The sequence below is a fragment of the Streptomyces sp. 2P-4 genome (genome assembly GCF_030167965.1).
GTDB lineage: Bacteria > Actinomycetota > Actinomycetes > Streptomycetales > Streptomycetaceae > Streptomyces > Streptomyces globosus_A.
In genome coordinates this window covers 6,368,208-6,393,792 of record NZ_CP095011.1, presented here as the reverse complement: position 1 = coordinate 6,393,792, position 25,585 = coordinate 6,368,208, and the positions used below count along the sequence as shown (strand labels likewise).

Below are 25,585 nucleotides of genomic sequence, written 5' to 3'. Positions count from 1 at the left end.
CCGCCCCGCCGGCCGGCGTCAGAACCGGATGTCGGCGGCGACGGGCAGGTGGTCGCTCCCCGTCGGCGGCAGGGTCCGGATCCGGGTGACCTCGGCCCCGCGGGCCAGGACGTGGTCGATACGGGCCGCCGGCAGCGCCGCCGGCCAGCTGAACGCGAAGTCCGGGGCCGGCCGCCCCGTCCGCCGTACGACGGGCGCGAGCCCCCGGTCGTCGACGGTGGCGTTCAGGTCGCCGAGCAGCACCACCCGGTCCAGCGGCTCGGCGGCCAGAGCCCGCCCCAGCAGAACGGCGCTCTCGTCGCGCCGGGCGGCGTCGAACCCGCGGAGCGGGCCGAGCCGTACCGACGGCAGGTGCGCCACGTAGACCGCGATGTCGCCGTGCGGGGTGAGGGCGGTCGCCCGCAGGCCGCGGTTCCACCCCTCCCCGACTCCGGCGGGCCGGATGTCCACCGGCCGCGGATCCGCGAGCGGGTGGCGCGACCACAGGGCGACGGTGCCGGCGGCCGCGTGGTGCGGGTACTCCGCGCCCAGGGCCGCGGCGAAGGCGGGGGCGGCCGCGGGCGTCAGCTCCTCCACGGCGATCAGGTCGGCGCCGGTGCGGGCCAGGGCCCGGGCCGTGCCCGCCGGGTCGGTGTTGTCGTCGGCGATGTTGTGCTGGACGGCCCGCAGGTCGGCGGGCTGTCCGGTGCGCGGCAGCAGGAACGCGCCGAACGCGGCCGTCCAGGCGAGCGCCGGCAGCGCGGCCGCGCACAGCGCGGTCCGCGACCGGCGCAGCACCGCCCACCCCGCCAGCGGCGGCACGGCCAGGGCGAGCCACGGCAGGAACGCCTCGACGAGGCTCCCCGGACGCCCCGGCAGGTCCGGCAGGAGCCCCGGACGGACCAGCAGCACGGCCGCCGCCGCGGCGAGGAGGGCCGCACCCCGGCCCCGGCGCCACGACCAGCGTCCTCCCGCGCTCCGCCACGCTCCCGCTCGCCCCATCCCCGCCCGCCTCTCCCCCGTACGGCGGACGCCCCAGGCGGGCGGTCCGGCCGCGCGTAGGACGCGTACGGCGGCGCCCGCGGTTCCCGACCGGCCGCAGGTCAGGCCGGCTGCGGGGGCTCCTGTGCCCCGGGGGCGCGGCGGACGCGGGCCAGGACGAGGACGGTGTCGTCGGTCGGCGCCGCGGGCAGCAGCTCGGCGAGGATCCGGTCGGCCGCCTCCTCCAGGGAGAAGACCGGGCCGGCGAGCAGGGCGCGCAGGGCGCCGATTCCGGTGTCGATGTCCTGGCCGCGGGCCTCGACGAGGCCGTCGGTGTACAGGGCGACGACGGCCCCCTCGGGCAGGTGCGCCCACGTCGAGCGGTACGGGACGCCGCCGACCCCGAGGGGCACCCCGAGCCCTTCGCCGACGGTCCGCACGGTGCCGTCGGGGCTGCGTACGAGGGGCGGCGGATGTCCGGCGTTGGCGATGCGGGCGCCGCCGGTGCGGGCGTCGTAGACCAGGTAGAGGCAGGTCGCCCAGTCGATGCCGGACTCCTCGGCGCAGGCGTCCAGCTCGGCGAGGAGGTCGGCCGGCTCGGCGGTGTGCCGCGCCAGGGTCTTCGCCGTGATCCGCAGCCGGCCCATGTTCGCGGCGGCGGGCACCCCGTGGCCCATCACGTCGCCGACGACGAGGGCGACGCGGTCGCCGGGAAGGGCCACCGCGTCGTACCAGTCGCCGCCGACCTGGGTGAGCCGGCTGCCGGGCAGGTAGCGGTGGGCGATGTCGACGTGCGGCCCGGCGGCCGGGGCGTTGGGCAGCAGCGCGTGCTGGAGGGTGAGCGCGATGTCGTGGATCCTGCCGTACAGGCGGGCGTTGTCCAGGCAGAGGGCGGCCCGGGAGGCGAGTTCCGCGGCGAGGCTGAGGTCTTCGTCGGCGAACGCGGGCCGGGCAGCGGACCGGCCGAACAGGGCGATGCCCTGGACGGTGCCGCGGGCGATCAGCGGCGCCACGAGGATGCAGTCGAAGCCGCTCTCCAGGAGCAGGCGGGCGCGCCCGGGGTGGGCGACGGTGCGGCTGACGAACTCCTCGTTCACCGGGACGGCGAGGGGGCGGCCGGTGCTGACCATCTGGTGGATGCTGGAGCCGGGCGGGTAGGTCACGCGGTCCGCGCCCTTGACGAGCTCCTCGGCGGGCGCCGGCAGGACGGTCCCGGAGGCGATCCGGCGGGTGATCAGCGGCCGCTCGGGGTCGAAGTCCTCGTCCTCGTCCATCCATTCGACGCGTTCGACGACGCAGCCGTCGCAGAAGTCGGGCACGGCCGCCTCGACGAGTTCGCGGGCGGTGGTGTCCAGGTCGAGGGTGGTGCCCATGCGGGCGGCGGCCCGGTCGAGGAGGGCCAGCCGCTGCCGGGCGGCGGTGGCCTCCAGGATGGCCTGCTCGCGGTCGGTGACGTCGAGGAGGAGGCCGCCGACCCCGCGCCGGGTGTCGCCCGCTCCGCTGAGCGGGAAGAAGCTGACCGAGCGGACCTGGTCGCGGTCGGGTCGGCCGGGGGTGCGCAGGCCGAGCAGGGCGCCGACGACGGAGCGGCGGCCGCGGGCCACGTCGCGCAGGGTGCGCTGGAGCTCCCCGCCGTCCGAGGTGATCATGATGTCGGCGGCGTGGCGCCCGAGGTGGTCGGCGAGGGGGATGCCGTCCATGTCGGCGAGGGCCTGGTTGAGGTGGACGTAGCGCAGGTCCTCGTCGAGCATGACGAGGCCGATGGGGCAGGTCTCGAAGAGGGCGTCGAGGAAGAGGAGGTTGGTCTTCACGCGGTCGAGCTCCTCGCCGCGCGCGGCCAGCCCGAGCACGACGGTGCCGCCGCCGGCGCCGGCCATCGGGAACACCCGGAAGCCGCAGTCGAAGATGCCGCCGTCGCGGTGCCGGGCGGGCATGCGGACCCGCCAGTAGCCGAGGGAGCGGGCGCGCTCCACGAGCCGGGCGGCCGCGTCGGGGGCGTCCGGGGGCGGGTCGGGGAAGAGGAGGGCGGCGGGCCGGGAGAGGACGTCGGCGGCGGCGTGGCCGAACAGCTGCTCGGCTCCGGGTCCCCAGTGGGCGATCCCGCCCGCGTCGTCGAGGGCGAAGACGGCCACGGCGACCTGCTCCAGCAGGGGCCCCGGCTCGGACAGGAGCGGACCGGGGCCGCTTCCGCCTCCCGGCCGTTCCTGTGGCATCGGGCGGCCCCCTTCCACGCAGGCGGCTCTCGGGGCCCGCGCCCGGCACGGGCCACTGCCTCAATTCTGCGCGCGGTCGCGCCGCAGGACATCACGGATCGGCTCCGAAGCCGCCCCGGGCGGTCCGGCTCCCGGTCCGGGCGCCGGTCCGGGTGCCGCCGCACGGGTGGGCCGGGGTTGCCTCCCGGACGGCGTCCCCGCAGGCCGGGAGGGGTTTCCCGGGCCGGCGGCGGACGGGAGACAGGAAACGCGTCGACCTCCGGAGGCGCGGCGGACAGGCTGGATCCGTCAGCACGGAACGCAACCCCCAGGGGGAACCGATGCGCAAGATGATCCGCGGCGCCGCCGCACTCGCCACCGCCGCCGCGGCCGTCGTCGCACTCGGCGGGGCGGCCCAGGCCAAGCCCGCCGGCGACTGGGCGGGCTGCCCGTCCGGAGCGGTCTGCATCTACCCGCAGGACCAGAACCCGGCGGTGAAGCCGACCCACGTCTTCTACAGCTACGGGGCACACAAGATCTACAACCAGTACGGCAACCACTGGGTGCTGAACAACCAGACCGGCGGCGCCACCGCCGCCCTGTGCACCGGCGGAAGCGGCACGGGCTGCGGCGGCCGCATCGCCGCGCAGACCGGCGTCTACGCCAACCTGACGCCCGTCAACTCCGTCGCCCTGTACCGGCCGTAGTTCTGGGCCGGTTGTTCGGAACGCCTCCCGGGGCCGCCCTTCGGCGGGCCCGGGAGGCCTTCCGCATGCGCCTTTTCCCGCCACGCCGGTCACAGCGCGTACACGGCCGTGTTGACTCCGCTGTAGCCTTGGGCTGCCATCTCACGACCTCGGCGCGCACTGCCATGGGGGATGCCGTGGGCGACCCGGAGAGCGGGCGGAACACGACACACCGGTACGGTCCTTCCGAAGCCGCCGACACCGCGCAGGGCGCGCCGGCCGCCGAGGCGGAACCGGCCGCGGACGCAGCCGGGGCCGCGGTGCGCTCCTTTCCCGCCCAGTTGCGCAGGCTGCGCGTGGAGCGCGGCCTGTCGCTGGCGGGGCTCGCCCGCCAGACCCATTACAGCAAGGGCTACCTGAGCAAGATCGAGACCGGGGCGAAGCGCGTCACCCTCGACGTCGCGCTGCGCTGCGACCGGGTGCTGGAGGCCGACGGGGCGCTGGTGCGGCTGGCCCGCGAGGCGGACGCGGACGCCTCCCGGGCGGCCGCCGCGCAGGCCCCGCCCGCGGCGCCGTCGGCGCCCTGGCAGGCGGAGGGCGAGTGCCCCTACCGGGGCCTGGCGGCCTTCACCCCGCACGACGCCGACTGGTTCTTCGGCCGGGAGCGGGCGACCGCGGCGCTGGTGGAGCGGGTCTTCGAGCGCATCGGGAGCGGCCCGCTGCTGCTCGTCGGCCGGTCCGGGGCGGGGAAGTCCTCCCTGCTGAACGCCGGTCTGGTGCCGGCGCTGCGGCGCGGGGGCGGTTTCCCGATGGCAGGCGCCGAGTCCTGGCCCGTGATCCGGCTGACCCCGACGGCGCATCCGCTGCAGGAGCTGCTGGACTGCACCGCGAAGGCCCTCGACGGCGATCCGGGGGTGGGCGTACGGGAGTTGCGGCAGCGGCCCGAGCGGCTCCTGGAGGCGGTGCGCCGGCTCTCCGGGGGCGCCGGCGGGGCCGGGGCCGGCTCCGCGGAGGGCGCGGCCCCGGGCCGGCGGCACGGACCGCGGCCGGTTCTGCTCGTCGACCAGTTCGAGGAACTTTTCACCCTGTGCTGCGACGAGGAGGAGCGGCGGGCGTTCGTCCGGGTCCTGTGCGCCGTGTCCGCGGCGCGGCGGGCCGACCGGGCCGGCCTGGACCCGGCGGTGGTGGTCCTCGGCATCCGCGCCGACTTCACCGCCGGCTGCCTGGACCTGCCGGAGCTCGCGGCCGCGCTGGCGGACGGGCTGTTCGTCCTGCCGGCGATGACCGTGGCCGAGCTGCGGGAGTCCGTCACGCGGCCGGCCGCGCGGGCCGGCCTCACCCTCGAACCGGGCCTGGTGCCGCTGCTGCTCCGCGACGCCGGGGTGCGGGGGGCTGCGGCCGGGCCGGCGGCCGCCTCGGGCCTCGCGGCGCCGGCCGGTGCGCTGCCGCTCGTCTCCCACGCGCTGATGGCGACCTGGCAGCGTCGCGAGGGCGCCACCCTGACCGTCGCCGGGTACGAGCACAGCGGCGGCATCCAGGGCGCGGTCGCGCAGACCGCCGAGAGCGTCTTCGCCCGGCTGTACCCGGCCGAGCAGCGGGTGCTGCGGCGGATGCTGCTCGGCCTGGTCCACGTCGGCGACGGGGCCGCGGCGACCCGCCGCCGGATGCGGCGGGCCGTGCTGCTGGAGCAGTCCGCCGACCCGGGCGCGGCCGGGCGTGCCCTCGACGCCTTCGTCCGGGCTCGGCTGGTCACCGCGGACAGCGAGACCGTGGAGATCGCGCACGAGGCGCTGCTGCACGCCTGGCCGCGGCTGCGCGGCTGGATCCACGCCGACCGCGACGGGCTGCTGGTGCACCGGCGGCTCGCCCGTGCCGCCGAGGAGTGGGAGCGCGAGGGCCGCGATCCCTCCGTCCTCTACCACGGCACCCGCCTGGACACCGCCCGGACCTGGGCCGACGAGGTGGGCGGCCGGGCCCGGCTCACCCCGCTGGAGGCGGAGTTCCTGCGGGCGGGTGCCGCCGCCGAGGAGGCCCGGCGCGCCCACGACCGGCGCCAGGTCCGGCTCCGGCAGCGGATGCTCGGCCTCCTCGTCGTCCTGCTGGTGCTGGCGCTGACCGCGGGCGGGCTGGCCTACCGGCAGCGGGAGGCCGCCCTCGGCCAGGAGCGGCAGGCGCGGTCGCAGGCGCTCGCCGCGCAGTCCGCCGCGCTGGCGGCGGGGCGGCCCGAGGAGTCGCTGCGGCTCGCGCAGGAGGCGTACCGGACGGCCGCCACCCCGGAGGCGCGCGGGGCGCTGCTGAGCACGCAGTCCCAGCCCTTCCTCGCCCGGCTGGGCGGCCACAGCGGGCCCGTGAACGCGGTGGCCTTCGCGCCGGGCAGCGGGCTGCTGGCGAGCGCCGGGTCCGACGGGAGGGTGCTGCTGCGCCGGGTGGCCGACCGGAGGACGACGGCCGTGCTGACGATGCCGGGCCGGGTCCGGCATATCGCCTTCAGCCCCGACGGGAGCCTGCTCGCCGCCACGTCCACCGAGGGCCCCGTACGCCTGTGGGACACCTCGGGCGGCGGCGGTCCGGCCGTGCTCCCGGCGGACACCGCGGACGCGCGCGCCCTGGCGTTCTCCCCCGACGGGCGCACGCTCGCCGCCGCGATGCCGGACGGCCGGGTGCTGCTGCGGGACCCGGTCGGCGGGACCGGCCCCCCGACGGTCCTCGCCGGGCACACCGGGAAGGTGAACGCGCTGTCGTACGCACCGGACGGGCGGACCCTCGCCTCGGCCGGCTCGGACCGGACGGTCCGGTTGTGGGACACGTCCGGCGCCCGGAGCCTCGCCGTGCTCGAAGGGCACACCGCGGAGGTGCTGGGGGTGGCGTTCGCGCCGGACGGCCGGAGCCTGGCCAGCGGCGGCGGCGACCGCACCGTCCGGCTGTGGGAGGCGGCGCAGCGCCCCGCGACGGCGACGCTGACCGGCCACAACGACGACGTCAACGGCGTCGCGTACACGCCCGACGGCGGGGCGGTGGTCAGTGCCGGCGGCGACGGGACGACCCGGCTGTGGGACGTCCGCAGCGGCCGGCAGACCGCCGCGCTGTCCGGGCACACCGACTACGTCCTCGCGGCAGCCGTCGACGCGCAGGGCGCGGTGCTGGCGACCGCCTCGTTCGACCAGTCGGTGGTGCTGTGGGACCTGCGCGGGCGGACCCTGACGGCGCGTCCGTTCACCGAGTTCTGGCGGGTGGCGTTCAGCCCGGACGGCGCCCTGCTGGCCGCGGCGTGCGGCGACCACTCGGTGCAGTTGTGGGACGTACGGGGCCGGCGGCCGGTCCGGCGGCTGGAGGGGCACGCGGAAGCCGTGTACGCGGTGGCGTTCTCCCCCGACGGCCGGACGGTGGCCTCGGCGGCCTCCGACGGGACCGTCCGGCTGTGGGACACCGCGGGACGGACCGGGCCGGCGGTCCTGCCGGGGCATACGGGCGCCGTGTTCTCGGTGGCGTTCTCCCCGGACGGGCGGACCCTCGCGTCGGCCGGCTCGGACCGCACGGTCCGTCTGTGGGACGTGCCGGGGAGGGCGCCGCTGGCCACGCTGACGGGCCACACCGACTTCGCGAACGACGTCGCGTTCGGCCCCGACGGCCGCACCCTCGCCAGCGCGGGCGACGATCTGACGGTCCGCCTGTGGGACGTGCCGGGCCGCCGTCCGCTGGCCACGCTCACCGGCCACACCGGCGCGGTGCGGGCGGTCGCGTTCAGCCCCGACGGGCGGTCGCTGGCGAGCACCGGCAACGACGGCACCGTCCGGCTGTGGGACCCGCAGCGGCACACGGTCGCGGCCGTCCTGGCCGGGCACACCGGTTCCGCCCGCGGCATCGCCTTCTCCCCCGACGGCCGCACCCTGGCCAGCAGCGGCAACGACCGCACGGTCCGGCTGTGGGACGTGGCCGGCCGGCGGCTGCGGGCGGCGCTGTCGGGCCACACGAACGCGGTGTGGGGCGTGGCGTTCAGCCCCGACGGGCGCACCGTCGCAAGCAGCGGCAACGACGGCACGGTCCGGCTGTGGGATCCCGAGCCCGCCGCCCGGCGTGCGGAGCCGCCCGAACGCCCCTGACGGGAGGGGGTTTCCCCAGGGTTTCCCGTTGCCCGTCCGGGTGGGGCGGCGCGGCGGGGTCGACGCGGCGGCCCGCGACCGGCCAGTGTCGGGGTGCGGGCGGCGTCACACCCCGAGAGCGACCCGCCCGCCTCCTGACACGGGCTCACCATGCCCCGCGCCACACGAATCGAGGGATCCGCATGCTTCGCCGGTCCGGCCCCGTCGGCACGCTCATCGCTCTCCTGGCCGTCCTGCTGTGGGCGCCCGCGCCCGCCGCGGCAGCCGCCGACGACTCCTGCCGCGTCCTCGCGCCGGGCGCCTCCGCCGCGGCGGAGCGGGCCGTCGCCGCGGCCTGCGAGCAGGTCGCCGCCGACGTCTGGTACACCTGGGGCGGCGGCCACGGCCCCGAGCCCGGGGCCACGTACGGCCAGGTGGACCCCGACGACCCGGCGAGCGAGCACGATCCGGAACGGCTCGGCTTCGACTGCTCCGGCCTCGTCCGGTACGCGTACGCGCGGGCCACCGGCTCGGACATCCTGAACGGGGTGGCGTCCGCCCAGTACTACACGCACCGCGCGGCCGGGCGCTTCACCGCCGCGCAGGGGCTCGCCCCGCTGGTACCCGGCGACCTGCTGGTGTGGGGGACCCCCCGGCACCTGCACCACATCGCGATCTACCTGGGCGCGGGCAAGATGGCGGAGGCCCGGCAGTCCGGGACCAAGCTGATGGTCAGTGACGTCCGGCTGGGCTCCGGCTACCACGGGGCCGTCCGCGTCAACCCCGGTCCCGTCGAGGGGCCCCTCTTCCGGACGTGGGGCACGGGCGTGTGGACGAAGGCCGAGCCGAAGCTGTCCGCGGCCCGCGTGTACGCCTTCCCCGGCCCCACGACGATCCGCGTCGGCTGCCAGAAGCACGCCGAGAAGGTCACCTCGGACGGCTACACCAACGACGTCTGGTCCTACCTGCCGGACTACGACGCCTGGATGACGAACATCTACATCCAGGGGCCCGCATGGCTGGACGGCGTTCCCGCCTGCGGGACCTGACCCGCCGCGCCGTACGGGCCGGCCGCCGGGCGGCCCGTACGATCCCCCTCTCCCCGGCACCGTGCGCCCGCCCGGGCCGCACCGTGCCCTCCCCCCACTCCGTACCGAAGCGCCGAGGAGCCCCGTGCACCTGACCCCCCACGCCCGCCGCCTGACCGCCGGGGCCGCCCTGCTGGCCTTCGCCGCCGGCCTGGCCCCCGCCGCAGCCGCCCACGCCGCGCCGCACTCCCCCACCGCCGCCGCGCCGGCGCAGCAGGCGCCGGCGCACGCCCCCGACGCGGCCGCCCTGGAGCGGGCGCTGGCCGCGGCCACCGCGGCCGGGGCGCCCGGGGCGATGGCCCGGTTCACCGGCCCCGGGGGCCGGGTCCTGACCCGGACGACCGGGGTGCGGGACCGGGGAAGCGGTGCGGTGATGGACGTCGGGGCGCGGTTCCGGATCGGCAGCGTCACGAAGACGTTCTCCGCCGTCGTCCTGCTGCAACTGGTCGACGAGGGGCGCCTCGGCCTGGACGACCCGGTGGGCCGCCACCTGCCCGGGCTGCTGCCCGACGACCGGATCACCGTCCGCCACCTGCTGGCCCACCGCAGCGGCCTCGCCGACTACACGGAGGCCATGTTCGCGCGGACCGTGCCCGGTTTCGAGGCCGTGCGGAACAAGGTGTTCGAGCCGCGGGAGCTGGTGCGCCTGTCGCTGCGCGAGCCGCGGACCAACGAGCCGGGCGCGGCGTACGCTTACTCGAACACCAACTTCGTGGTCGTCGGCATGCTCATCGAGAAGGCCTCCGGCCGCAGCGTGGGAGAGGAGTACCGGCGCCGCATCATCGGGCCGCTGCGGCTGCGGGACACCGCGTACGTGCACCCGGCCACGGCGATCCGCGGCCGGCATGTGCGCGGCTACCTGCACCCCGACGAGCCGGGCCGGCTGGTGGACTCCACCGAGCAGACGGCGTCCTGGGCTCAGGCGGCCGGGGCGATGATCTCGGCTCCGGCCGACCTGAACACCTTCGTCTCGGCGCTGCTCGGCGGCCGGCTGCTGCCGGCGCCGCTGCTGGAGGCGATGCTCGCCGCGACGCCGACGGACGCGGCGGGCACCCGCTTCTACGGGCTGGGGCTGCGCCGCTACGACCTGTCGTGCGGGGTGCCGGTGTACGGGCACACCGGCACCGTGCAGGGCTACTACACGTACGCCTTCGCCACGCGGGACGGCCGGCGGTCGCTGGCGGCCATGGCGAACACCTCGAACCGGGGCCAGGCGAACACGGCCCTGGGCGGCACGCTGGAGGCCGCGTTCTGCGGGGCGGAGGCCGTCGCCCCGCGGTCGGGGCGCGGCTCCTCCGTCCCGGTGGAGGCGGACCTCCCCGAGCGCGGCTGACGCCGGCCCGGGCTCCCGTACGGCCGGCGCCCCCACGGGGGTGGGGCGCCGGTCAGGCGGTGACGCGGATCTTGGACTGGCCGTGGCCGAGCTGCTCCCAGTCGTCCATGAACCGGGCGGTCAGGCCGTGCCGGGCGGCGAGGTCGACGAGGGTCTGGGTGCGGTAGTAGAAGTCCTCGCGCAGGACCTGGTGCTCCTCGCCCTCGGTGCGGTCGAAGGTGAAGTCGAAGAAGCCGCCGGGGGCCAGGACGCGGCCGACGTGGGCGAGGCATTCGTCGATGACCTCGACGGGCGAATGGGAGAAGACGCTGTGGGCGTGCACCACGTCGAAGTGCGCGCTCGGCAGGAACTCCAGTTTGAGGTCCTGGGTGATGGTCAGGTGCGGCAGCTTGTCCTGGAGTTTCTGCCGGGTGAGGGTCTGCTTGGCGGAGATGAGGATGTCCGGCGAGATGTCGATGCCGTAGTAGTGCCCGGGGTGGAGGTGCTCGATGAAGCGCCATCCGGCGCGGAGGTTGCCGCAGCCGATGTCGAGCATGCGGTGGTGCGGGGCCAGGCCGTGTCCGAGGAGGTAGTCGAACTGCATCTTGCCGAGGGCGAGCCAGCGGTCGTGGGTCTGGCTGCCGACGGCGGCCTCGGGGTTGCGGGCGGTGTCGGAGGCCATGACGGCCCGGTAGTAGGACACGTGGTCGCGGTGCTTGGTGCGCAGCCAGCCGTCGCGGGCGGCCCGGCGGACGTATCCGCCGATGCGCTCCGGGTGGCGCAGGGCGTAGCGGACTTTGTGGACGACGCTGGAGCGGTCGGCGGTGAGGTTCTTCTTGGTGGCCACGAGGTGTTCCTCCAGGTGGTGGGTGGGTGGAGGGCCCCGGCTGACGGGGCCTCCCCCGCGGATTTCAGACTAGGCCGCGGCGGCGGTGCAGCAGGACCGCCGTCAGGGCGACGAGCGCCGCGGCGAGCCCGAGGTAGACGGCCGTGTCGATGGCCTGGAAGGTCCAGAAGTCGGAGCTGGGGTACACCTTGTGGACGCGGCCGGTGTAGCCGTGCCCGGCCATGCAGACGCGCAGTTCCTCGCCGGAGAGCGCGCAGTTCTCCAGGGGGTGCTGTACGCCGTCGGGGGTGAGGTAGCGGTAGCCGGCCGACCAGCCGCTGCCGATGAGCCGCTTGGGTGTCATGCCGGGCGTGATGCGGTCGACGGGGGCGACCCAGTCGCGGCGGAAGAAGGTCAGGAACGCGGTGGTGGCCAGGACCGCGACGGCGGTCAGGCCCATGGCGGGCAGGGTGCGGCGTACGAGGAGGCCGATCGCGGTGCCCGCGGCGAGGGCGAACAGGGCGCCGGCGACGGCCGCCGGGCCGGTGCCGCTGAGGATGTACGGGTCGAACCAGTAGACGCCGTCCTGCATGTTCGCGATCGGCTCCCACCACCAGGCGAGGAGGGCGGCGACGGCGGCGGACAGGAAGGTGGCGCAGAGCGCGGCGAGGCCGAAGCGGGCGGCGAACCAGCTGCGGGCGCCGGCCCCCTGGGTGAGGGCGAGTTTGACGGTGCCGCGTTCGATCTCCCGGCCGACGAGCGGGGCGCCCCAGAACATGCCGATGGCGGCGGGCAGCAGGACGGCGAGGGTGCCGAGGGCCCGGATGCCGGGCGTGTGGTCGAAGATGGCGACCTCGACGTCGACGGGGCAGGTGCCGTTCCAGCCCTTGCAGGCGGTCAGGTCGTGGCCGCCGACGATGTCGGCGAGCTCGGCGTGCCGGATGGCGGCCCAGACGGCGCAGGCGGCGACGAGGAGGAGGCCGGCGAGGGCCGGCAGGCGCTGCTGGCGCCAGGCGAGCCAGAGGGTGCCGTTCATGCGGCGGCTCCCGTCTGCGCGGGGTGCGCGGGGTGCGGGGCGGGCGGGCCCGGAGGGGTGGTGCCGGGTGCGGAGCGCAGGTGGGCGAGGAGGAGTTCCTCCAGCGAGGGCGTCGCGGTGATCCAGCGTGCGTCGGCGCCGGCCGGGAGGGCCGAGCCGGGGGCGTTGCGGATGACGGCGGTCAGCTGCCGGCCCGTGGTCGCGGCGTGCACGACGGCGGAGCGGTCGGCGGCCGCGGGCAGCCCGTCGGGGGTGTCGGGGTCGGCGCGGCCCGTGACGCGGGTGTAGGCCTCCCGCAGGTCCTGGGTGTCGCCGGCGAGCCGTATCCGGCCGCTCTGGAGGAGCAGGACGTGGTCGCAGACGTTCTCCAGTTCGGGCAGCACGTGCGAGGAGACCACCACGGTGATGCCGCGGTCCGCGGCCTCGGCCATGAGCAGCCCGGTCATCTCGTGGCGCACCAGCGGGTCGAGGTCGGCGAGCGGTTCGTCGAGGAGGAGGAGGTCGGCCTGCCTGCCGAAGGCGAGGGCGAGGGCGACGCGGGTGCGCTTGCCGCCGGAGAGGCTGCCGATGCGCGCCTTCGGGGGGATGTCGCCGTCGCGGACGATGCGCTCGGCCTTGGCCGTGTCCCAGTGGCGGTTCATCCTGCGGCCCAGGGCGAGGGTCTCCGCGACGGTGAAGTCCTGGTGGAGGGGCTTGTCCTGGCCGACGAAGGCCGTGCGTTCGCGTGCCGTGCGGGTGCCGGGGGCGGCGCCGAAGACGCGTATCTCCCCTCGGGTGGGCCGCAGCAGGCCGGTCAGCAGGTGGAACAGGGTGCTCTTGCCGGCGCCGTTGGGGCCGACCAGGGCGGCGATGCGGCCGGCCGGGAGCTCGAAGCCGCAGTCGGCAACGGCTTCCTTCCCCCGGAAGGAGTGGTGGACTCCTCGGGCCCGTATCGCCGGCGGGGCGGTCGGGTCGTTCACGTGTTTCCTCTCGTGGCGGTGCGTCCGTGCCTGGTCAGGGCGCGGGCGCGGGGTCCGCCGGGTCGGTCGGTGCCGGGTGGGCCGGGGCCGGGGCCCTGCCGCCGCCCGCCGCCGCGCCGGGCGGGGCCGTGTCGGCGAGGGCCGCCTCGACGAGCGCCAGGATGTCGGCGCGGCCGAGCCCCGCCGCCTGGGCGCGGGCCGTCCAGGCGATGAGGTCGGCGCGCAGCGGCGAGTCGGCGGCGGCCTCGGGGCGGGAGAGCGATCGGGTGACGAAGGTGCCCCGTCCGGGGCGCGGTTCGACGAGCCCCTCGCGCTCCAGTTCGCGGTAGGCCTTCAGCACGGTGTTCGGGTTGATGGCGGTCGCCTCGACGACGGCCCTGGCGGTGGGCAGCCGGTCACCGGGCTCCAGCACGCCGAGCCGGAGCGCCTGCTTGACCTGGTTGACGAGCTGCAGATACGTGGCCACACCGCTGTGCCGGTCCACCTGGAACTCGATCATTCCCACTCCTGCACCATTCCACTAATGTGTTAGTGGAATGGTGCAGCGGTTGATCGACTTTCGTCAAATCGCGCGGGGAGGGGCCCGGGCCGTCCGCCCGGGCCCGCGTCAGGGCCGGCGCCGGGCGGCGGCCGTGAGGGCCCGGATGCGTTCGCTGAAGTCCGGGTCGGGCAGGGGCAGTTCGAGGTCGTCGTCCACGTAGTTGACCGCGGCCGGGACGTATTCGAGTACGGCGTCCACGGCGGCCCGGCCGGGACCGGGGCCGGGACCGCCCGGCCGCAGCGCCCGCAGCACGCGCAGCGCGGCCGGCAGTGCCGCCTCGGCCGCGGGGGCGGTCTGGCGGTGCCACCAGGACGCCTGCCGGTTCTCGCCCAGGGCGAGGTGGTGGAGGTAGAGGCAGTAGGAGGCGATCGGGTCGCCGGCTCCGGAGGCGTACTGCCACCAGAAGCGGGCCGAGTCCTCGGTGTCGGCGAGCAGCAGGAGGCAGCCGAGGACGCGCGCGCCCGCGGGCTGCGGGAGCGACTGGGTGAGGAAGCCGCCGCCGAGGGCGGTGACGGCGGCCCCGCTGGCGGCCGCCTCGCACAGCGCCCGCAGGTCGTGCGCCGCCGCCCGCATGGCCGCCTGCCGCTCGGCGGCCCCGGCGGGCGCGGGCGGGCCTGCGGCGGGCCGGCACGCGCCGGGGCCCTCGCCGGCGGCGGGGGCGGCGGGGGCGGAGTCCGCGATGTCGGCGGGCGGGGGCGGGGCGTCGCGGAGGCGGGCCCGGGAGAGGAGTTCGTCAACGGTCGAGGCCACGGGGGTGTCCCTCCTCGGCGGTGCTCGCGGGGTGCAGGATGGTGTGCAGGTTGCGCTTGGCGTGCCGCTCGGTGGAGCGCACCGAGGCGAGGGAGACGCCGAGTTCGGCGGCGGCCTCGCCGTCCTCCATGCCGCACAGGTGGCGCAGGACGATGACGTCCCGCTGCATCGGGGCGAGTTCGGCGACGGCCCGGAAGAGGGCCATGCTCTCCCCGATCTGGCCGAGCGGGTCGGGGGCGGTGGCGAGGGCGACCGTGTCGAACGCGGTCTGGGCGAGCGAGAGGCGGCCGTCCTCCTTCGGGGCACGTTCGAGGACGGTCTGGCGGAGGATCGGCCACGCGAACCGCTCGGGGTTCTCGCTGGCCAGCGCGTCGTGCCAGAGCAGCAGCAGGAGGGTGAACACGTCGGCGACGGCCCGGTCGACGAGGGCCGGCCGCCGCAGGAACACGGCCGCGTACCGGCGGTAGCGCGGCCGGTGCATCTCCTGGAACGCCAGGTAGTCCAGCGGGGCCTGGCGGGCCGGTGCGACCGGGCCGCCGCGGTCCTCGTGCAGGCAGTCCTTGATCCAGGACGTCTTCTTGCCGGCGTGCCGGGCCGCCATGACCCAGCGCAGCCGCATCGTCTCGTACGGGACGCGGGGCCGCAGGGCCATCAGCACGGCCCGGGCGAACGTCCAGCGGGGGTAGCGGCCCACGGCCCGCAGGAGTTCGGAGATGTGGGACTTGGGGCGGCCGGTGCGGAGCCGGAGTTCGTCCAGGGTGAGGCCGCTGTCGTGGAAGGCGTCCCGAAGCGGCTCCAGCCAGGCGCGGTGCGCCGCGCCGGCGCCGTCCGCTATGGGGCCGAGGGGCCGGCCCGGCTTGCCGCGGCGGTCCTGGGGGACGTCCTCGGACGCCGAGGGGATCGTCATGCCCGCACCTCCCCCTGCGGGCCCCGGTCCGCGGGCCGGCCGGGGAGCGGCTCGGCACCGCCGTCGGGGGGCTCGCGGTCGGCGGGTTTGCGGTCGGCGGGCTCGCGGTCGGCGGGTTTGCGGTCGGCGGGCTCGCGGTCGGCGGGTCCGCTGCCCGCCTGCACGATCTGCTGCACGCCCAGGGCGATCGAGGGGATCAGGGCGGCGACGGCCGCCACGGGCTGCCCGGCCGCGACCATCACCGCGCAGAAGGCGGAAATGGCTAACAGGGCCACCACCGTGACGATCATCCGGTTGTTCTTCATGCGCCGTCCTCCGGCTGCCACGTCTTGTCGATGTCCGTTCGGGATCCGGCTCCCGGCACCGGCGGCGCCCCCTCCAAGAGCCGGAAGCAAGCATGGAGTGAACACGGACGGACAGGGGCGGAAAAAAGCAGAACGGATCGGAACGGGGAACAATCAGACGCCGACCGGCAGCCGGTCGCCGTTCAACCGGCTGCGAGCGGCAGGGTCGCCCGCAGCCGGGCCCCCTGAGGCGCGTCGAGCGCGACGAGCGTGCCGCCGAGCCGGGTCGCGATGTCCCGCGCTATGGCAAGGCCCAGGCCGGTCCCGCCCTCGTCGCGGCTGCGGGCGTCGTCGAGGCGGGTGAACCGCTCGAAAACCCGTTCCCGGTCCGCGGCGGGAATGCCCGGACCGTCGTCGCACACCTCCACGACGGCCGCGCCGCGGTCCCCGTCGACGCGCAGGGACAGCACGACCCGCCGCTCGGCGTGCCGCTGCGCGTTGTCCAGCAGGTTGGCGACGAGCCGCGACAGCCACAGCGTGCTCCCGCGGACGGTGGCCGCCCCCACCAGGTCCGGCTCGACCGGGACCGGACCGCCCCGCCGCGCCCGGGCCGCCTCCCGGAGCAGCCCGGCCAGGTCCACGCGGGTGTCCGGCGGCGGCTCCGACGTGTCGAGGCGGGCCAGCAGCAGCAGGTCGGACGCCAGGTCCTGGAGCCGGACGGTGTCCTCCAGCGCGCCGCTGACGAGCTCGCCCCACAGCGCCGGGTCGGGGTGCGCGCGGGCCACCTCCAGCTGGGTGCGCAGGACCGTGATGGGGCTGCGCAGTTCGTGCGAGGCGTCGGCGATGAAGCGGCGCTGCCGTATCCCCGCCGCCTCCAGCCGGTCCAGGGTGGCGTTCATCGTGACGGCGAGGCGGGCGACCTCGTCCTGGCTGCGCGGCACGGGCACGCGGCGGTGCAGATCGCGCTCGCTGATCTCGGCGACCTCGGCGCGGATCGCCTCCACCGGGCGCAGCGCCCATCCGGTGACCCGCCACGTGACCAGGGCGACGGTGAGCACGAGCAGCGGGACGACCACGGCCAGGACGGCCTTGAGCGTCTCGTCGGCCGCGTCCGCCTGCCGCAGCGACGTGCCCGCGTACACGGTGACGAGGCCGCCACCGGTGACCGTCGTGACCTGGACGACGCGGTGGCGCTGCCCGCCGCGCACCGGTCCGCGCTGCCACGTGTCGCGGACGGTGCCCGGCTTGCCGGGGCGGGTCGGGGTGAGGGCGGGGCTGCCGGACAGGTTCGGCGTCGCCGCCAGGACGCGGCCGCGGGCGTCGACGACCTGGAGGAAGTCGATCCCCCGGCCCGGTGCGAGCACGGGCTCCAGCCTGCCGCGCGCCGCCGTGGCGGCGGTGGCGAGGGCCTGCCGCTCGGCATCGGCCTGCGCGCCGCGGACCAGGTTGCCGTCGAGGATGCCGAGCAGGGCGAACGAGGCCGCACCCAGGGCCGTCGCCACGACGGCGGTCGCCCCGAGCGTGGCCCGGGCCCGCACGGAGCGCGGCCGCAGCCGCCGCAGGAGGGCGCGCAGCCGGGCGGACGCGGGAGCGGGCCCGGCGGCGGCCGCCGCCGTCTCCGGCTCACCCACCGTCGGCCGCCAGGCGGTAGCCGGCGCCTCGCACGGTCTCGACGGCGGACCGGCCGAAGGGGGCGTCTATCTTCCGGCGCAGGGCGCTGACGTGCACCTCGACGACGTTCAGGTCGCCGTCGTAGGCGGCGTCCCAGACGTGGTCCAGGATGTCCCGCTTGGCGACGACCTCGCCGGCCCGCCTGGCCAGGCACTCCAGGACCGCGAACTCACGGGACGTCAGCCGCGCCTCCGTCCCGCCGCGCGTGCACCGCTGCCTGGCCGGGTCTATCACCAGGTCGCCGAACTCCATCACCTGCGGGCTCCGGCGGCCGGTCCGCCGGACCAGGGCGCGCAGCCGGGCGACGAGGACCACGTACGAGAACGGCTTGGAGAGGAAGTCGTCGGCGCCGGTGTCGAGCGCCTCCGCCTCGTCGTACTCGCCGTCCTTGGCGGTCAGCATGAGGATGCCGGACTCGCAGCCGCCGGCGCGCAGCCGGGCGCAGACCCGGTAGCCGTTGAGGCCGGGCAGCATGATGTCGAGCACGATGGCGTCGTAGTCGCGCTCGGAGGCCAGCCACAGGCCTTCCAACCCGTCGTGGGCAACGTCCACGGAGAATCCCTCCGCCTGCAGGCCCCGCTGCAGGGCGGCGGCCAGCCGCCGCTCGTCCTCGACCACCAGTACACGCATGGGGACAGGCTCTCAGGTCCGCCGGCCGGAAGGCTGAAGAGGTCTTCAGACTCCTTCAGCGGGGCTTCAGGATCCGCGGTGCAGTATTCCCCCGTAGCCGGACCCGTACGACACGAGGAGCAGCCCCATGAGCCAGAACGCCGGCCCCCGGCCCCCCGAGCAGCCCGAGACGCCGAAGACGGCCGGCCGCGGGCGCATGGCCCGGCTGGTGCGCCAGGGGCGTACGCGGTGGATCGCGCTCGGACTGGTCGCCGCGGCCGGCACGGGCGGCGCGGTGGCACTCGCCGCAACCGTGCACGACCACAGGGAGCACGCACGGGCCGGCTTCAGCGCGATGGTCCGCGAACACCACCGCTTCGGCGAGTGGCAGCCGAAGGGCGCGCCGCGGCCGGAACCGAAGCGCCACCGCACGGGCGAGGCCTCACCGTACGGCGACCCGGGGCGCGGCCGCGCCCCGGCCCCGGGCCACCGCACCGGAGCCGCGGCGAAGGCTGCCCCTCTCCCGCTGCCCGCCCTCCCGGCGGCGGAGGCCCTGGCGAAGGCCACAGCCGCGGTCAAGGACGCGAAGGCGGAGGCAGTGCGGGTGATCCCCCAGAAGGGCGGCGGCAGCGCCTGGCTCGTCGTCCTACGGGACACGAACGGCATCCGGCACGCGGTGACGGTGGCCGGGGACGGCACGATAACGAGCAACGCGACGCGGGGGTGAGGGACGGGGCTCGGCATCTCACCCCGCGAACACCCTCTCCGCCTCCGCCCGGTACCCCTGCACCAGCGGCTCCACCGCCGACCCCGCCGCGGCCCCCGCCCCACCCCGGACCAGGCGCCGTACCTCCTCCGCCGTCGCGTGGCTCAGCAGCCAGCCGCGGACCCAGTCCGCGTCCCCGCCGGCCGCCCCGGCCCCGGCCGTCACGGCCCTCCCGATGGCCGCCTCGGCGGCCGCGCAGGCCGCCGCCGGGATCCGGGCCGTGATGACCGGGAGCAGGTGTTCCTCCCCCGCCCGGATGTGGTCGGCCAGCAGGTCGCGCCGGCGTGCGAGAAGTGCCGCCAGTTCCGGCGCGCCGTGGGCCGGGTCGGCGGCGAAGCCGTCGGCGGCCGCGTCGGCGGCGGTTTGCAGGGCCTCCAGTGCGCGGTGGTCGTCGACGAAGCGGACGATGTCGGCGATCGCCCCTGCGGGGTCGGCCGCCGCGTCCAGGACCAGCGGCCACAGGATCTCGGCCTCGCCGCGGTGGTGGGCCCGGACGGCTCCGTGGTAGCGGCGCAGGTACGCGGCGATGGCGGCGGCCCGCTCGGGCGACACCGGGCGTGCCCCGGCGGCGAGGTCCGCGAGCAGCCCGGCGAGCCGGTCGGCGTCGGCGAGAATTGCCCGGTGGGCGAGCCGGAGGCCGGTCAGGTCGGGAACCGCCCGCAGACCGCGCGGGGTTGCCGTGGTGACACGATCGCTGTTCATGGATACGACTGTGCGCGCCCGGGCTGTCCGTCCGGTCAACGTTCGATGAACGCCCGCGCCGGCCCGTAGGCTCGAAGGCCCGTACGTACGCGCGCAGGCGGTCCTGCGCCGTTTCCGCCGTCCACCCTGGGGAATGCACGATGCCGTACTCCGGTCCCGGTCCGCAGTCCGTCGACCGCGCCCTGGCCATCCTCGACGCCGTGGCGGACGCGGCCGGGCCGGTCAGTGCCAAGGTACTGGCGCGGCGGCTGGGGTGCTCGCTGTCGACGGCGTACCACCTGCTGGGGCCGCTCACCGACCGCGGGTACGTGGTGCGCACCGTCCGCGGTTACGCGCTGGGCCCGCGGATCCCGGGGCTGCACCGGAGTCTGCGGCGGGATCTGGAGCCGGCTCCGCGCATGGCGGGGCTGTTGGCGGGGCTGCGGCGGGCCACGGGGGCGGAGGCGTACTACACGGCGTACCGCGGGGGGCTGATCACGGTCGTGGACACGACGGCGCCGGTGACGGACACCGGCAATCCGTTCACGCCCGGCCGGGAGACCCGCGCCCACGCCACGGCCCACGGCAAGGCGCTGCTGGCGGAGTTGCCGCGGCCGGTGCTGCGGCGGTACCTGGCCGAGCACGGGATGGCCCGGCTGACCGGGGCGACGATCACGCGGGCCGACGTCCTGGAGGCGGAGTTGGCGCGGGTGCGGGGGCAGGGGTTCGCGGTGTCGGAGGGCGAGGCGGATCCGGCGTTCACCTGCGTGGCAGTGGCCCTGCCCCGCGGGGCGGGTGCGGAGGGCGCGGACGGCGGTGCGGTGCACGCGCTGTCGGTGTCGCTGCCGAGCGGGGAGTACCGCCGCCGGCCCGCGGAGCTGCGCGGCGCGCTCGTCCGCGCGGCGGCGCGCGCCGCGGCCGCGGCGGCGCCCGGGGGCGGCGGGACGGCCTGACGGCCTCACCGCCCGCGTCCGGCGCCCTCGGCCGCACGGGCTGCGGGTTTTCCGACGATGCCGGAATTCCGGCCGGCCGAGCATGCGGCGGGCGCGGCGGGCTGCCACGCTGGGCAGCATGATCTTCATCGCTGTCAGGTTCGACGTCCGCCCCGAGTTCAGCGACGAGTGGCTCGCGATCGTCGACGACTTCACGCAGGCCACCCGCAACGAGCCGGGCAACCTCTTCTACGACTGGTCGCGCAGTGTCGACGACCCGAACAAGTACACGCTCCTGGAGGCCTTCGCCGACGCCGAGGCGGGTGCCGCGCACGTGGCCTCCGACCACTTCAAGGCCGGCATGGAGGCGATGGCCGGGGCCATCGCGACCACGCCGGAGATCATCCACGTCGAGGTGCCCGGCCAGGGCTGGAGCGCCATGGCCGAGCTGTCCCCGCGCGGGGACTGAGCGGCCGGCCCCCGTCAGGTGGAGGTGCCGAGCAGGCGGGCTGCCGCCTCGCGCATCTCCACCCTGCGGACTCTTCCGTCACCGCTCGGCGCCGAAGTGTTCTCGGTCACGGTCGTCAGTCCTGGTTGCTGTCCTGGTCGTTACCGTGCTGACCGTCGGCGCTGGTGGACGTGGAGGTCTCGGTGCCCGAGTTGGTGCCGTGCTTTCCCATCTCGACGGTGTGGCCGGCACGGTCCAGGAAGACGGCGAGCTGCGTCTCGGGGGCAACGGACACGGACGCGTGCGGGCGGGGAATGGTCGTGGGGTAGGGCGCCAGTCGGCTGGCACCCCAGGGGCGTACGGCGATCAGGTTTGCTGTGGTCATCAGTGCTCCTCCGGGTCTGCGGGTCGACCTCTGCAAGGCGGCCCTACGGGCTTGCGTATGAGGGTGGACTTCACCGATACGAGGTGATGGGGAAGTGAGAGCCGCCAGCACAGTCCGGACACGGGACCCTGAACAGCTTCCTGCAGGTAGCGCAGCCTTCGAAGCCGTAGCAGTCAGGACACCAGATCCGGGCGTGGCCTGCGCACATTCCGCAGAGGTCTCCCCAGTACAGGAAGGCGTCGAGGTCGCTGACCGGCTTCCGGGGGTCGGTGCGAGCCACTACCGGATCTCGCCACGACTCCGCGCGTTGGCGGCCGCGAGCTTGCGCCTGAGGCTCTCTTTCGACTCCTCGCCGGCCTCGTCGTGCGCGACCACGACGGCGTCCTGGTCAAGGCCGAACATGTCTTCCGCCTTGGAGACCAACAACCTCCCGTCCCGGCCGTACATCCGCATGGCCAGGGCCAGGAGTTCTCTCTCTTCCGACATGGTCGCCAGCCCCTCGTATCGTCCACCTGGCGACAAGATTCGCGGGAGACGGAGGCTGGCTACAGGGACGGAACGTCCCCCTTTCGCGACCTTACGTAGCCACTCCGAGCGCGGCGGCGAGCTTCCGAAGGCCCGGGGGGCGTGCCGGCCCGGCCCACAGGTCGCTCACGATCGAGACGGCGTGGGTGTGGTGGCGCATCCACCCCGGGGCCACATCATTGAGCCTCGTCAGGGCCTTCACGGCCCCCTGGGCGTCCCCGAGGTCGGTGTGGGCCCGAGCCACGTCGAGCAGCATCCACGTGCGCCATGACGGGGGTGTGTCCGCGCTGAGGCGTACGCCCTTGGCCAGTTGCAGCGCCTCGTCGGGGCGGGCGTGCTGCACCGCAAGACGTACACGTTCAATACGCACCGAGGAACGACTGAAGACCGACACCAGCTTGCCGTCGATCGGCGGCGGGAGCTTGAGCAGCCTCTTGGTCGCGTCCTCAGCCGTCGACATCATGTCCTTGGCTGTCTCGTAGTCACCAGCCCGCGCCGCAGAGGTGGCGGCAGACATCACCAGACCACCCCACACGCGCACCTTCTCGGCCGTGTCGGACTCCTCCCGCTCCACCTTGTCGGCTGCGTATACGGCGAGGTGCGTAGCGTCATCGAGCCGGTTTTGGCGTTGGTAGTTCCAGGCGACGGAGTTGCTGATCATGGAGCCGAGCAGAGGATCGGCGGACTGCTCCGCGGCGGCCATCGCGCGCTCAAGCGCAGACAGGGCGAGGTCGGTCTTGCCCAGGCGGATCGCCAGGTGGCCGGCGAGCTGGAGCGCCTTGCCGAGCGCCGCCTGGCCTGCTGCGCGGCTGTCGCCGCCGCCTACGGAGGCAGCAAAGCGGGCGTCGTTCACAATGCCGGGCAGCACGGTCATGAGCTCACCGAAACGGGCGGCGTGGTACAGCGTCCAGCCAGCCGCCAGCTCCTTGCGCAGGAGCGGGATCGTGAGGCGCTCGGTGTCGGCCGGCTCGGGCGGCGGGGCGAACATCGGCGGCATGACGGCGCGGCGCAGCGCCACAAGCTGAGGGGGGTCCGCCTCTCCGGTCGACGGGACCGCGGGCGGATCCCCCAGGAGGGCGATCAGCTCGACGCCGAGGCCCTTGGCGAGAGTGTGGAGGGTGGGGAGCCGGGCGGAGTGCTTCCGCCTCTGCTCCAGCTTCTTGATCACGTCCACGGATACGTCGGACAGCTCGGCCAAGCCCTCCTGCGTGAGGTTGGCCAGTTTGCGGAGCCGTGCGAGTCGATCCCCCAGGTGCTCAGCCATGGTTCGAGAGTACAGTCGACCGCCGAGGACCGAGGTCAGTAGCGGGGGGACTCATGGGCATCTGGTGTTGCACGTTCTGCGGAGGCGAAAACAGCGACGCGCTCGTACACTTCCGCTTTGCCGGCGCCGCCGCCCCGACATGAACCCCCTGACCGGGGAAGCAGACGAAACACCTGGTCAGGACGGCTGAGTCGCCCTCCGAGAAGTCACCCTCAAGCTGTACGGATCGAAGCAGGGACGTCGTAGTCGGGCCCGTCGAGAAGGACGGTGAACTCCAGCGCGGGGCAGTTCGGCCGTACTTCGGCGATCACCGCCGCGTACTCGGAGGTCTTGAAGCGCTCGGCGGCGATGAGCAGCCGCATCCCGGACTGCCGGACCGCGTACCCCAACTCGAGGGCGCGGTAAGCGGGGTTGACGGTGACGAGGATCGCGCCGATCTTGGCGGTGGCGTACTGGGTCAGCGTCCACTTGGCGCGGTGCGGGGCCAGATGCCGACGCGGTCCCCCTGGGCGGTGCCGAGGCCGAGGAGCCCGAGGGCCAGGGCGTCGGCGTCGGCCGCGAAGTCCGCGTACGTCCAGCGGCGCCCGGTGGCAGCCTCGACGAGGGCGTCGCGGTCGGGGAACCGGCGTACGGCGCGGTCCGGGTTCTCCCCGACGGTGTCGCCCAGCAGGGGCACTTCGCAGGCACCGGACGCGTGGCTCGGCGCAGCGGACACGCGTTCCTCCTCGATCGGTGGCGGCGCATCCGAGCGGTCCGGAGGTCACTCCTCGATGGCGCCGCCGAGGCTTCGGAGGTGGCGGCGGAAGGTGTACGAGGGGTCGGCCTCGCGGAGGACCAGGTAGTCCTCGAAGGCGGTCTGGCTGCGGAGGCTGCGGCCGGCCCGGATGAGGCGGGCCTGTTCGCCTTCCGTCCGCATGATGTGCCGGGCCGTGTCCAGGAGTTCCTCCACGTGGGACGCCTCGGCGAAGAGGACGCCGTCGGCGTCTCCGAAGACGATGTCCCGGCCGGTCACCAAATGCGGTCCGAAGCGGGCGCCGGCGGCGGCGTCCGGTTCGGGGTCGTCGAGCCGGACGGGTCCGGCGGGGTGGGTGCCGTAGCTGAAGACGGGCAGGCCGATCTCGGCGAGCTCGGGGGTGTCGCGGTGCAGGCCCCAGACGGCGATGCCGGCGACGCCGGCGTGCCCGGCTTCCAGGACGGCGAGGTCGCCGATGCACGCCTCGTCGTCGCGGCCGCCGTTGTCGATGACGAGGACGTCGCCGGGGCGGGCCCTGCCGTAGGCCTCCAGGAACACGTCGACGCTGCCGTAGTGGCGCACCGGCAGTGCGGGGCCGGCGATGCGGTGGCCGGGCACGACGGCGGCGATGCCGGGCGGTGCGGTGCGCAGGGGCGCGCCGGTGCGTACGCAGGCGTCGGCGAGGAGGGGGGTGGACAGGTCGGCGAAGTCCTTCAGCATGGGCCCCGTTCCCTTTCGGAGTGCGGGCCGCCGCGGGCGGTCGCGGTCGGCGGGTCGCGGCCGCGGCGGGAGGGGTCCGGGCGGCCGGCCGTCCCCATGGTGCCGGGCCGCGGGGCGGGAGGGGTGCTGCTCAGGGAATGTCGGTGTCGGAGGGTTCCGCTTCGTAGGCGTGCGGGTCGTCGACCATCCACTCGACGAGCGGCGAGTCCCCGAGGACCATCTCGTCGGGGTCGGGCACGCCGGCCCGGCGCAGGAACTCGATGACGTCGGCGTCGCTGCGGGCGAGGCCGAGGACGGTGTCCCGGCCCTCGGCGCGCAGGGAGACGCGGCGGCCGCCGGCGGGTGCGATCCGGTGGACGAGGATCGGCGCGTGGTGCATGGGGCCAGCCTCCGCCGGGACCGGCGGGACCGCATCCGGAGGGGGGCGGGCGGCGGTCAGTCGGTCGGCCGGGTGCGCTCGCAGGGGTGGGCGGTGAAGGGCGGGATTCGGACAAATGCAGGGCCCGCTATGACGTGCACCTGACATTTCAAGGTCTTCGTGGGACCTTCCCCTCGCACGTCGCACGGCTCTCTCCCCCGGTCCGGGCCGGACACCGCCTCCGCCCGCCCGGGCGCACGCCCGCGCGGCCCTCCCGCGGCCGCGCGTCACACCCCACGAGGACGTGGCGAAGAGGAGCGACAGATGAAGATGGCGACTTGGCCCGGGCTGACCGTCCTGGCCGCCGGACTGCTCGCCGGCACCGCGGTACCCGCCTCCGCCTTCGGCCCTTCGGCCGAGCAGCGGCTCGACGGGTCCATCGCGGTGGCCGGGAACACCTGTACGTGGACCGACGCACGCACCAGCGCCAACCCCCCGAGCACCCTCACCGTCGACCGCACCAGCATCAACGCACCCGGCGGCAACCTGAGCTGCGCCGGCGGGATCACGGCGGCCCTCAACAACAACCCGCAGTTCACCTTCGACGACGCCGCCGGCACCGCCCGGACGGACGCCATCGACATCACCGGCAAGCAGAGCTTCATCTCCTGCCGCTACAAGGCCGCCGGCATCACCTGGAACCGGGAGGGCAACACCCGCAAGTACGTCAACCAGGCCTTTACGGCGACGAAGGTCTCGGGCAGCTTCCTTTGCCCGGGCTCGGTGACCACGGCCGCCGGCGGCGCCTCGATGCTCTTCCGCTGAGCTGCGGGCCCGCCCGCCCCGCACCGCGCGGACTCGGGCGGGCGGGCC

General features: G+C 75.4%; 25 protein-coding genes and 1 pseudogene. 8 read left to right on the top strand and 18 right to left on the bottom strand.

The features are described from left to right. Positions 1-18: 18 nt before the first annotated feature. A complete protein-coding gene (locus MUK52_RS28515; RefSeq protein WP_284581234.1) occupies positions 19-981 on the bottom strand; it encodes an endonuclease/exonuclease/phosphatase family protein in 963 nt (320 codons plus the stop codon). Between the two features lie 101 nt (positions 982-1,082). Further along, the gene (locus MUK52_RS28510; protein WP_284581233.1) at positions 1,083-3,173 is read right to left on the bottom strand and encodes a SpoIIE family protein phosphatase; all 2,091 of its coding nucleotides are present in this window, start codon (positions 3,171-3,173) and stop codon (positions 1,083-1,085) included. A gap of 320 nt (positions 3,174-3,493) precedes the next feature. Between MUK52_RS28510 and MUK52_RS28505 the strand changes: the two genes are divergently transcribed. The 4 genes from MUK52_RS28505 to MUK52_RS28490 all read left to right on the top strand — a co-directional run bounded on the left by MUK52_RS28505 (position 3,494) and on the right by MUK52_RS28490 (position 10,338). Beyond that, positions 3,494-3,859, top strand: a complete 366-nt coding sequence (locus MUK52_RS28505; protein ID WP_114056283.1) for a hypothetical protein — start codon at positions 3,494-3,496, stop codon at positions 3,857-3,859. 176 nt (positions 3,860-4,035) lie between these two features. Continuing rightward, positions 4,036-7,938 (top strand): nSTAND1 domain-containing NTPase, encoded by a 3,903-nt coding sequence (locus MUK52_RS28500; RefSeq protein WP_284581232.1) that lies wholly within the window; start codon positions 4,036-4,038, stop codon positions 7,936-7,938. A 182-nt stretch (positions 7,939-8,120) separates the two neighbouring features. Further along, positions 8,121-8,966 (top strand): C40 family peptidase, encoded by an 846-nt coding sequence (locus tag MUK52_RS28495; protein WP_284581231.1) that lies wholly within the window; start codon positions 8,121-8,123, stop codon positions 8,964-8,966. Positions 8,967-9,090: 124 nt separating this feature from the next. Continuing rightward, positions 9,091-10,338, top strand: a complete 1,248-nt coding sequence (locus tag MUK52_RS28490) for a serine hydrolase domain-containing protein (RefSeq protein WP_284581230.1) — start codon at positions 9,091-9,093, stop codon at positions 10,336-10,338. A 52-nt stretch (positions 10,339-10,390) separates the two neighbouring features. Here the strand turns inward: MUK52_RS28490 and MUK52_RS28485 are convergent, their stop codons facing one another. From MUK52_RS28485 to MUK52_RS28445, 9 genes are all read right to left on the bottom strand, one after another. After that, on the bottom strand, positions 10,391-11,164 hold the full coding sequence (locus MUK52_RS28485) for a class I SAM-dependent methyltransferase (RefSeq protein ID WP_284581229.1): 774 nt from the start codon (positions 11,162-11,164) through the stop codon (positions 10,391-10,393). A gap of 64 nt (positions 11,165-11,228) precedes the next feature. Further along, positions 11,229-12,179, bottom strand: a complete 951-nt coding sequence (locus tag MUK52_RS28480) for an ABC-2 membrane transporter-related protein (protein ID WP_284581226.1) — start codon at positions 12,177-12,179, stop codon at positions 11,229-11,231. Continuing rightward, the gene (locus MUK52_RS28475; RefSeq protein WP_284581224.1) at positions 12,176-13,138 is read right to left on the bottom strand and encodes an ABC transporter ATP-binding protein; all 963 of its coding nucleotides are present in this window, start codon (positions 13,136-13,138) and stop codon (positions 12,176-12,178) included. Before MUK52_RS28475 ends, MUK52_RS28480 begins: the two co-directional genes overlap by 4 nt. Positions 13,139-13,172: 34 nt before the next feature. Continuing rightward, positions 13,173-13,637 carry a GntR family transcriptional regulator gene (locus MUK52_RS28470; protein ID WP_114056289.1) on the bottom strand — a complete coding sequence of 155 codons (465 nt, stop codon included), beginning with the start codon at positions 13,635-13,637 and terminating at the stop codon, positions 13,173-13,175. A gap of 108 nt (positions 13,638-13,745) precedes the next feature. After that, positions 13,746-14,429 carry a hypothetical protein gene (locus MUK52_RS28465; protein WP_114056290.1) on the bottom strand — a complete coding sequence of 228 codons (684 nt, stop codon included), beginning with the start codon at positions 14,427-14,429 and terminating at the stop codon, positions 13,746-13,748. Further along, entirely contained in the window at positions 14,413-15,336 is a 924-nt protein-coding gene (locus MUK52_RS28460; RefSeq protein ID WP_284581219.1) for a sigma-70 family RNA polymerase sigma factor, read from the bottom strand. Before MUK52_RS28460 ends, MUK52_RS28465 begins: the two co-directional genes overlap by 17 nt. Further along, entirely contained in the window at positions 15,333-15,641 is a 309-nt protein-coding gene (locus tag MUK52_RS28455; RefSeq protein WP_284581217.1) for a hypothetical protein, read from the bottom strand. The genes MUK52_RS28460 and MUK52_RS28455 overlap by 4 nt, the downstream gene beginning before the upstream one ends. Positions 15,642-15,823: 182 nt before the next feature. Next, the gene (locus MUK52_RS28450) at positions 15,824-17,182 is read right to left on the bottom strand and encodes a sensor histidine kinase (protein WP_284581796.1); all 1,359 of its coding nucleotides are present in this window, start codon (positions 17,180-17,182) and stop codon (positions 15,824-15,826) included. Positions 17,183-17,243: 61 nt separating this feature from the next. Beyond that, the gene (locus MUK52_RS28445) at positions 17,244-17,921 is read right to left on the bottom strand and encodes a response regulator transcription factor (protein ID WP_114056291.1); all 678 of its coding nucleotides are present in this window, start codon (positions 17,919-17,921) and stop codon (positions 17,244-17,246) included. A gap of 127 nt (positions 17,922-18,048) precedes the next feature. Between MUK52_RS28445 and MUK52_RS28440 the strand changes: the two genes are divergently transcribed. Further along, on the top strand, positions 18,049-18,627 hold the full coding sequence (locus tag MUK52_RS28440; protein WP_284581214.1) for a hypothetical protein: 579 nt from the start codon (positions 18,049-18,051) through the stop codon (positions 18,625-18,627). A gap of 18 nt (positions 18,628-18,645) precedes the next feature. On the opposite strand, the gene MUK52_RS28435 is transcribed toward MUK52_RS28440, so the two are convergent. Next, entirely contained in the window at positions 18,646-19,368 is a 723-nt protein-coding gene (locus tag MUK52_RS28435) for a hemerythrin domain-containing protein (RefSeq protein WP_114056293.1), read from the bottom strand. Positions 19,369-19,508: 140 nt separating this feature from the next. Here MUK52_RS28435 and MUK52_RS28430 point away from each other — a divergent pair, with 140 nt between their 5' ends. Together MUK52_RS28430 and MUK52_RS28425 are read left to right on the top strand one after the other, a co-directional pair. After that, positions 19,509-20,300: an IclR family transcriptional regulator gene (locus tag MUK52_RS28430; protein WP_114056294.1), complete on the top strand. Its 792-nt coding sequence runs from the start codon at positions 19,509-19,511 to the stop codon at positions 20,298-20,300. 118 nt (positions 20,301-20,418) lie between these two features. Then, positions 20,419-20,748, top strand: coding sequence for a putative quinol monooxygenase (locus MUK52_RS28425; RefSeq protein ID WP_284581208.1), 330 nt, complete (start codon positions 20,419-20,421; stop codon positions 20,746-20,748). Positions 20,749-20,863: 115 nt separating this feature from the next. Here MUK52_RS28425 and tgmA read toward each other — a convergent pair whose 3' ends face one another. From tgmA to MUK52_RS28395, 6 genes and pseudogenes are all read right to left on the bottom strand, one after another. Then, positions 20,864-21,112 (bottom strand): putative ATP-grasp-modified RiPP, encoded by a 249-nt coding sequence (gene tgmA, locus MUK52_RS28420; protein ID WP_284581206.1) that lies wholly within the window; start codon positions 21,110-21,112, stop codon positions 20,864-20,866. 279 nt (positions 21,113-21,391) lie between these two features. Continuing rightward, positions 21,392-21,598, bottom strand: coding sequence for a hypothetical protein (locus tag MUK52_RS28415; RefSeq protein ID WP_284581204.1), 207 nt, complete (start codon positions 21,596-21,598; stop codon positions 21,392-21,394). 91 nt (positions 21,599-21,689) lie between these two features. Further along, positions 21,690-22,901, bottom strand: a complete 1,212-nt coding sequence (locus tag MUK52_RS28410; protein ID WP_284581202.1) for a helix-turn-helix domain-containing protein — start codon at positions 22,899-22,901, stop codon at positions 21,690-21,692. Between the two features lie 212 nt (positions 22,902-23,113). Next, a pseudogene (locus MUK52_RS28405) lies at positions 23,114-23,577 on the bottom strand (AMP-binding protein). Between the two features lie 84 nt (positions 23,578-23,661). Beyond that, positions 23,662-24,354 carry an RraA family protein gene (locus tag MUK52_RS28400; RefSeq protein WP_284581200.1) on the bottom strand — a complete coding sequence of 231 codons (693 nt, stop codon included), beginning with the start codon at positions 24,352-24,354 and terminating at the stop codon, positions 23,662-23,664. Between the two features lie 130 nt (positions 24,355-24,484). Further along, entirely contained in the window at positions 24,485-24,733 is a 249-nt protein-coding gene (locus MUK52_RS28395; RefSeq protein ID WP_114056300.1) for a hypothetical protein, read from the bottom strand. A 303-nt stretch (positions 24,734-25,036) separates the two neighbouring features. On the opposite strand from MUK52_RS28395, the gene MUK52_RS28390 reads away from it, so the two are divergent. Beyond that, entirely contained in the window at positions 25,037-25,537 is a 501-nt protein-coding gene (locus tag MUK52_RS28390) for a hypothetical protein (RefSeq protein WP_284581196.1), read from the top strand. Positions 25,538-25,585 lie beyond the last annotated feature (48 nt).

What these genes read in the sequence shown, in the direction of transcription:
- MUK52_RS28440 (WP_284581214.1), top strand. Translation starts at nt 18,049, where the DNA reads ATGAGCCAGAACGCCGGCCCCCGGCCCCCCGAGCAGCCCGAGACGCCG.
- MUK52_RS28410 (WP_284581202.1), bottom strand. Translation starts at nt 22,901, where the DNA reads ATGGCTGAGCACCTGGGGGATCGACTCGCACGGCTCCGCAAACTGGCC.
- MUK52_RS28495 (WP_284581231.1), top strand. Translation starts at nt 8,121, where the DNA reads ATGCTTCGCCGGTCCGGCCCCGTCGGCACGCTCATCGCTCTCCTGGCC.
- MUK52_RS28425 (WP_284581208.1), top strand. Translation starts at nt 20,419, where the DNA reads ATGATCTTCATCGCTGTCAGGTTCGACGTCCGCCCCGAGTTCAGCGAC.
- MUK52_RS28400 (WP_284581200.1), bottom strand. Translation starts at nt 24,354, where the DNA reads ATGCTGAAGGACTTCGCCGACCTGTCCACCCCCCTCCTCGCCGACGCC.
- MUK52_RS28430 (WP_114056294.1), top strand. Translation starts at nt 19,509, where the DNA reads ATGCCGTACTCCGGTCCCGGTCCGCAGTCCGTCGACCGCGCCCTGGCC.
- MUK52_RS28390 (WP_284581196.1), top strand. Translation starts at nt 25,037, where the DNA reads ATGAAGATGGCGACTTGGCCCGGGCTGACCGTCCTGGCCGCCGGACTG.
- MUK52_RS28460 (WP_284581219.1), bottom strand. Translation starts at nt 15,336, where the DNA reads ATGACGATCCCCTCGGCGTCCGAGGACGTCCCCCAGGACCGCCGCGGC.
- MUK52_RS28435 (WP_114056293.1), bottom strand. Translation starts at nt 19,368, where the DNA reads ATGAACAGCGATCGTGTCACCACGGCAACCCCGCGCGGTCTGCGGGCG.
- MUK52_RS28415 (WP_284581204.1), bottom strand. Translation starts at nt 21,598, where the DNA reads ATGTCGGAAGAGAGAGAACTCCTGGCCCTGGCCATGCGGATGTACGGC.
- MUK52_RS28515 (WP_284581234.1), bottom strand. Translation starts at nt 981, where the DNA reads ATGGGGCGAGCGGGAGCGTGGCGGAGCGCGGGAGGACGCTGGTCGTGG.
- MUK52_RS28395 (WP_114056300.1), bottom strand. Translation starts at nt 24,733, where the DNA reads ATGCACCACGCGCCGATCCTCGTCCACCGGATCGCACCCGCCGGCGGC.
- MUK52_RS28445 (WP_114056291.1), bottom strand. Translation starts at nt 17,921, where the DNA reads ATGCGTGTACTGGTGGTCGAGGACGAGCGGCGGCTGGCCGCCGCCCTG.
- MUK52_RS28470 (WP_114056289.1), bottom strand. Translation starts at nt 13,637, where the DNA reads ATGATCGAGTTCCAGGTGGACCGGCACAGCGGTGTGGCCACGTATCTG.
- MUK52_RS28510 (WP_284581233.1), bottom strand. Translation starts at nt 3,173, where the DNA reads ATGCCACAGGAACGGCCGGGAGGCGGAAGCGGCCCCGGTCCGCTCCTG.
- tgmA (WP_284581206.1), bottom strand. Translation starts at nt 21,112, where the DNA reads ATGACCACAGCAAACCTGATCGCCGTACGCCCCTGGGGTGCCAGCCGA.
- MUK52_RS28455 (WP_284581217.1), bottom strand. Translation starts at nt 15,641, where the DNA reads ATGAAGAACAACCGGATGATCGTCACGGTGGTGGCCCTGTTAGCCATT.
- MUK52_RS28505 (WP_114056283.1), top strand. Translation starts at nt 3,494, where the DNA reads ATGCGCAAGATGATCCGCGGCGCCGCCGCACTCGCCACCGCCGCCGCG.
- MUK52_RS28480 (WP_284581226.1), bottom strand. Translation starts at nt 12,179, where the DNA reads ATGAACGGCACCCTCTGGCTCGCCTGGCGCCAGCAGCGCCTGCCGGCC.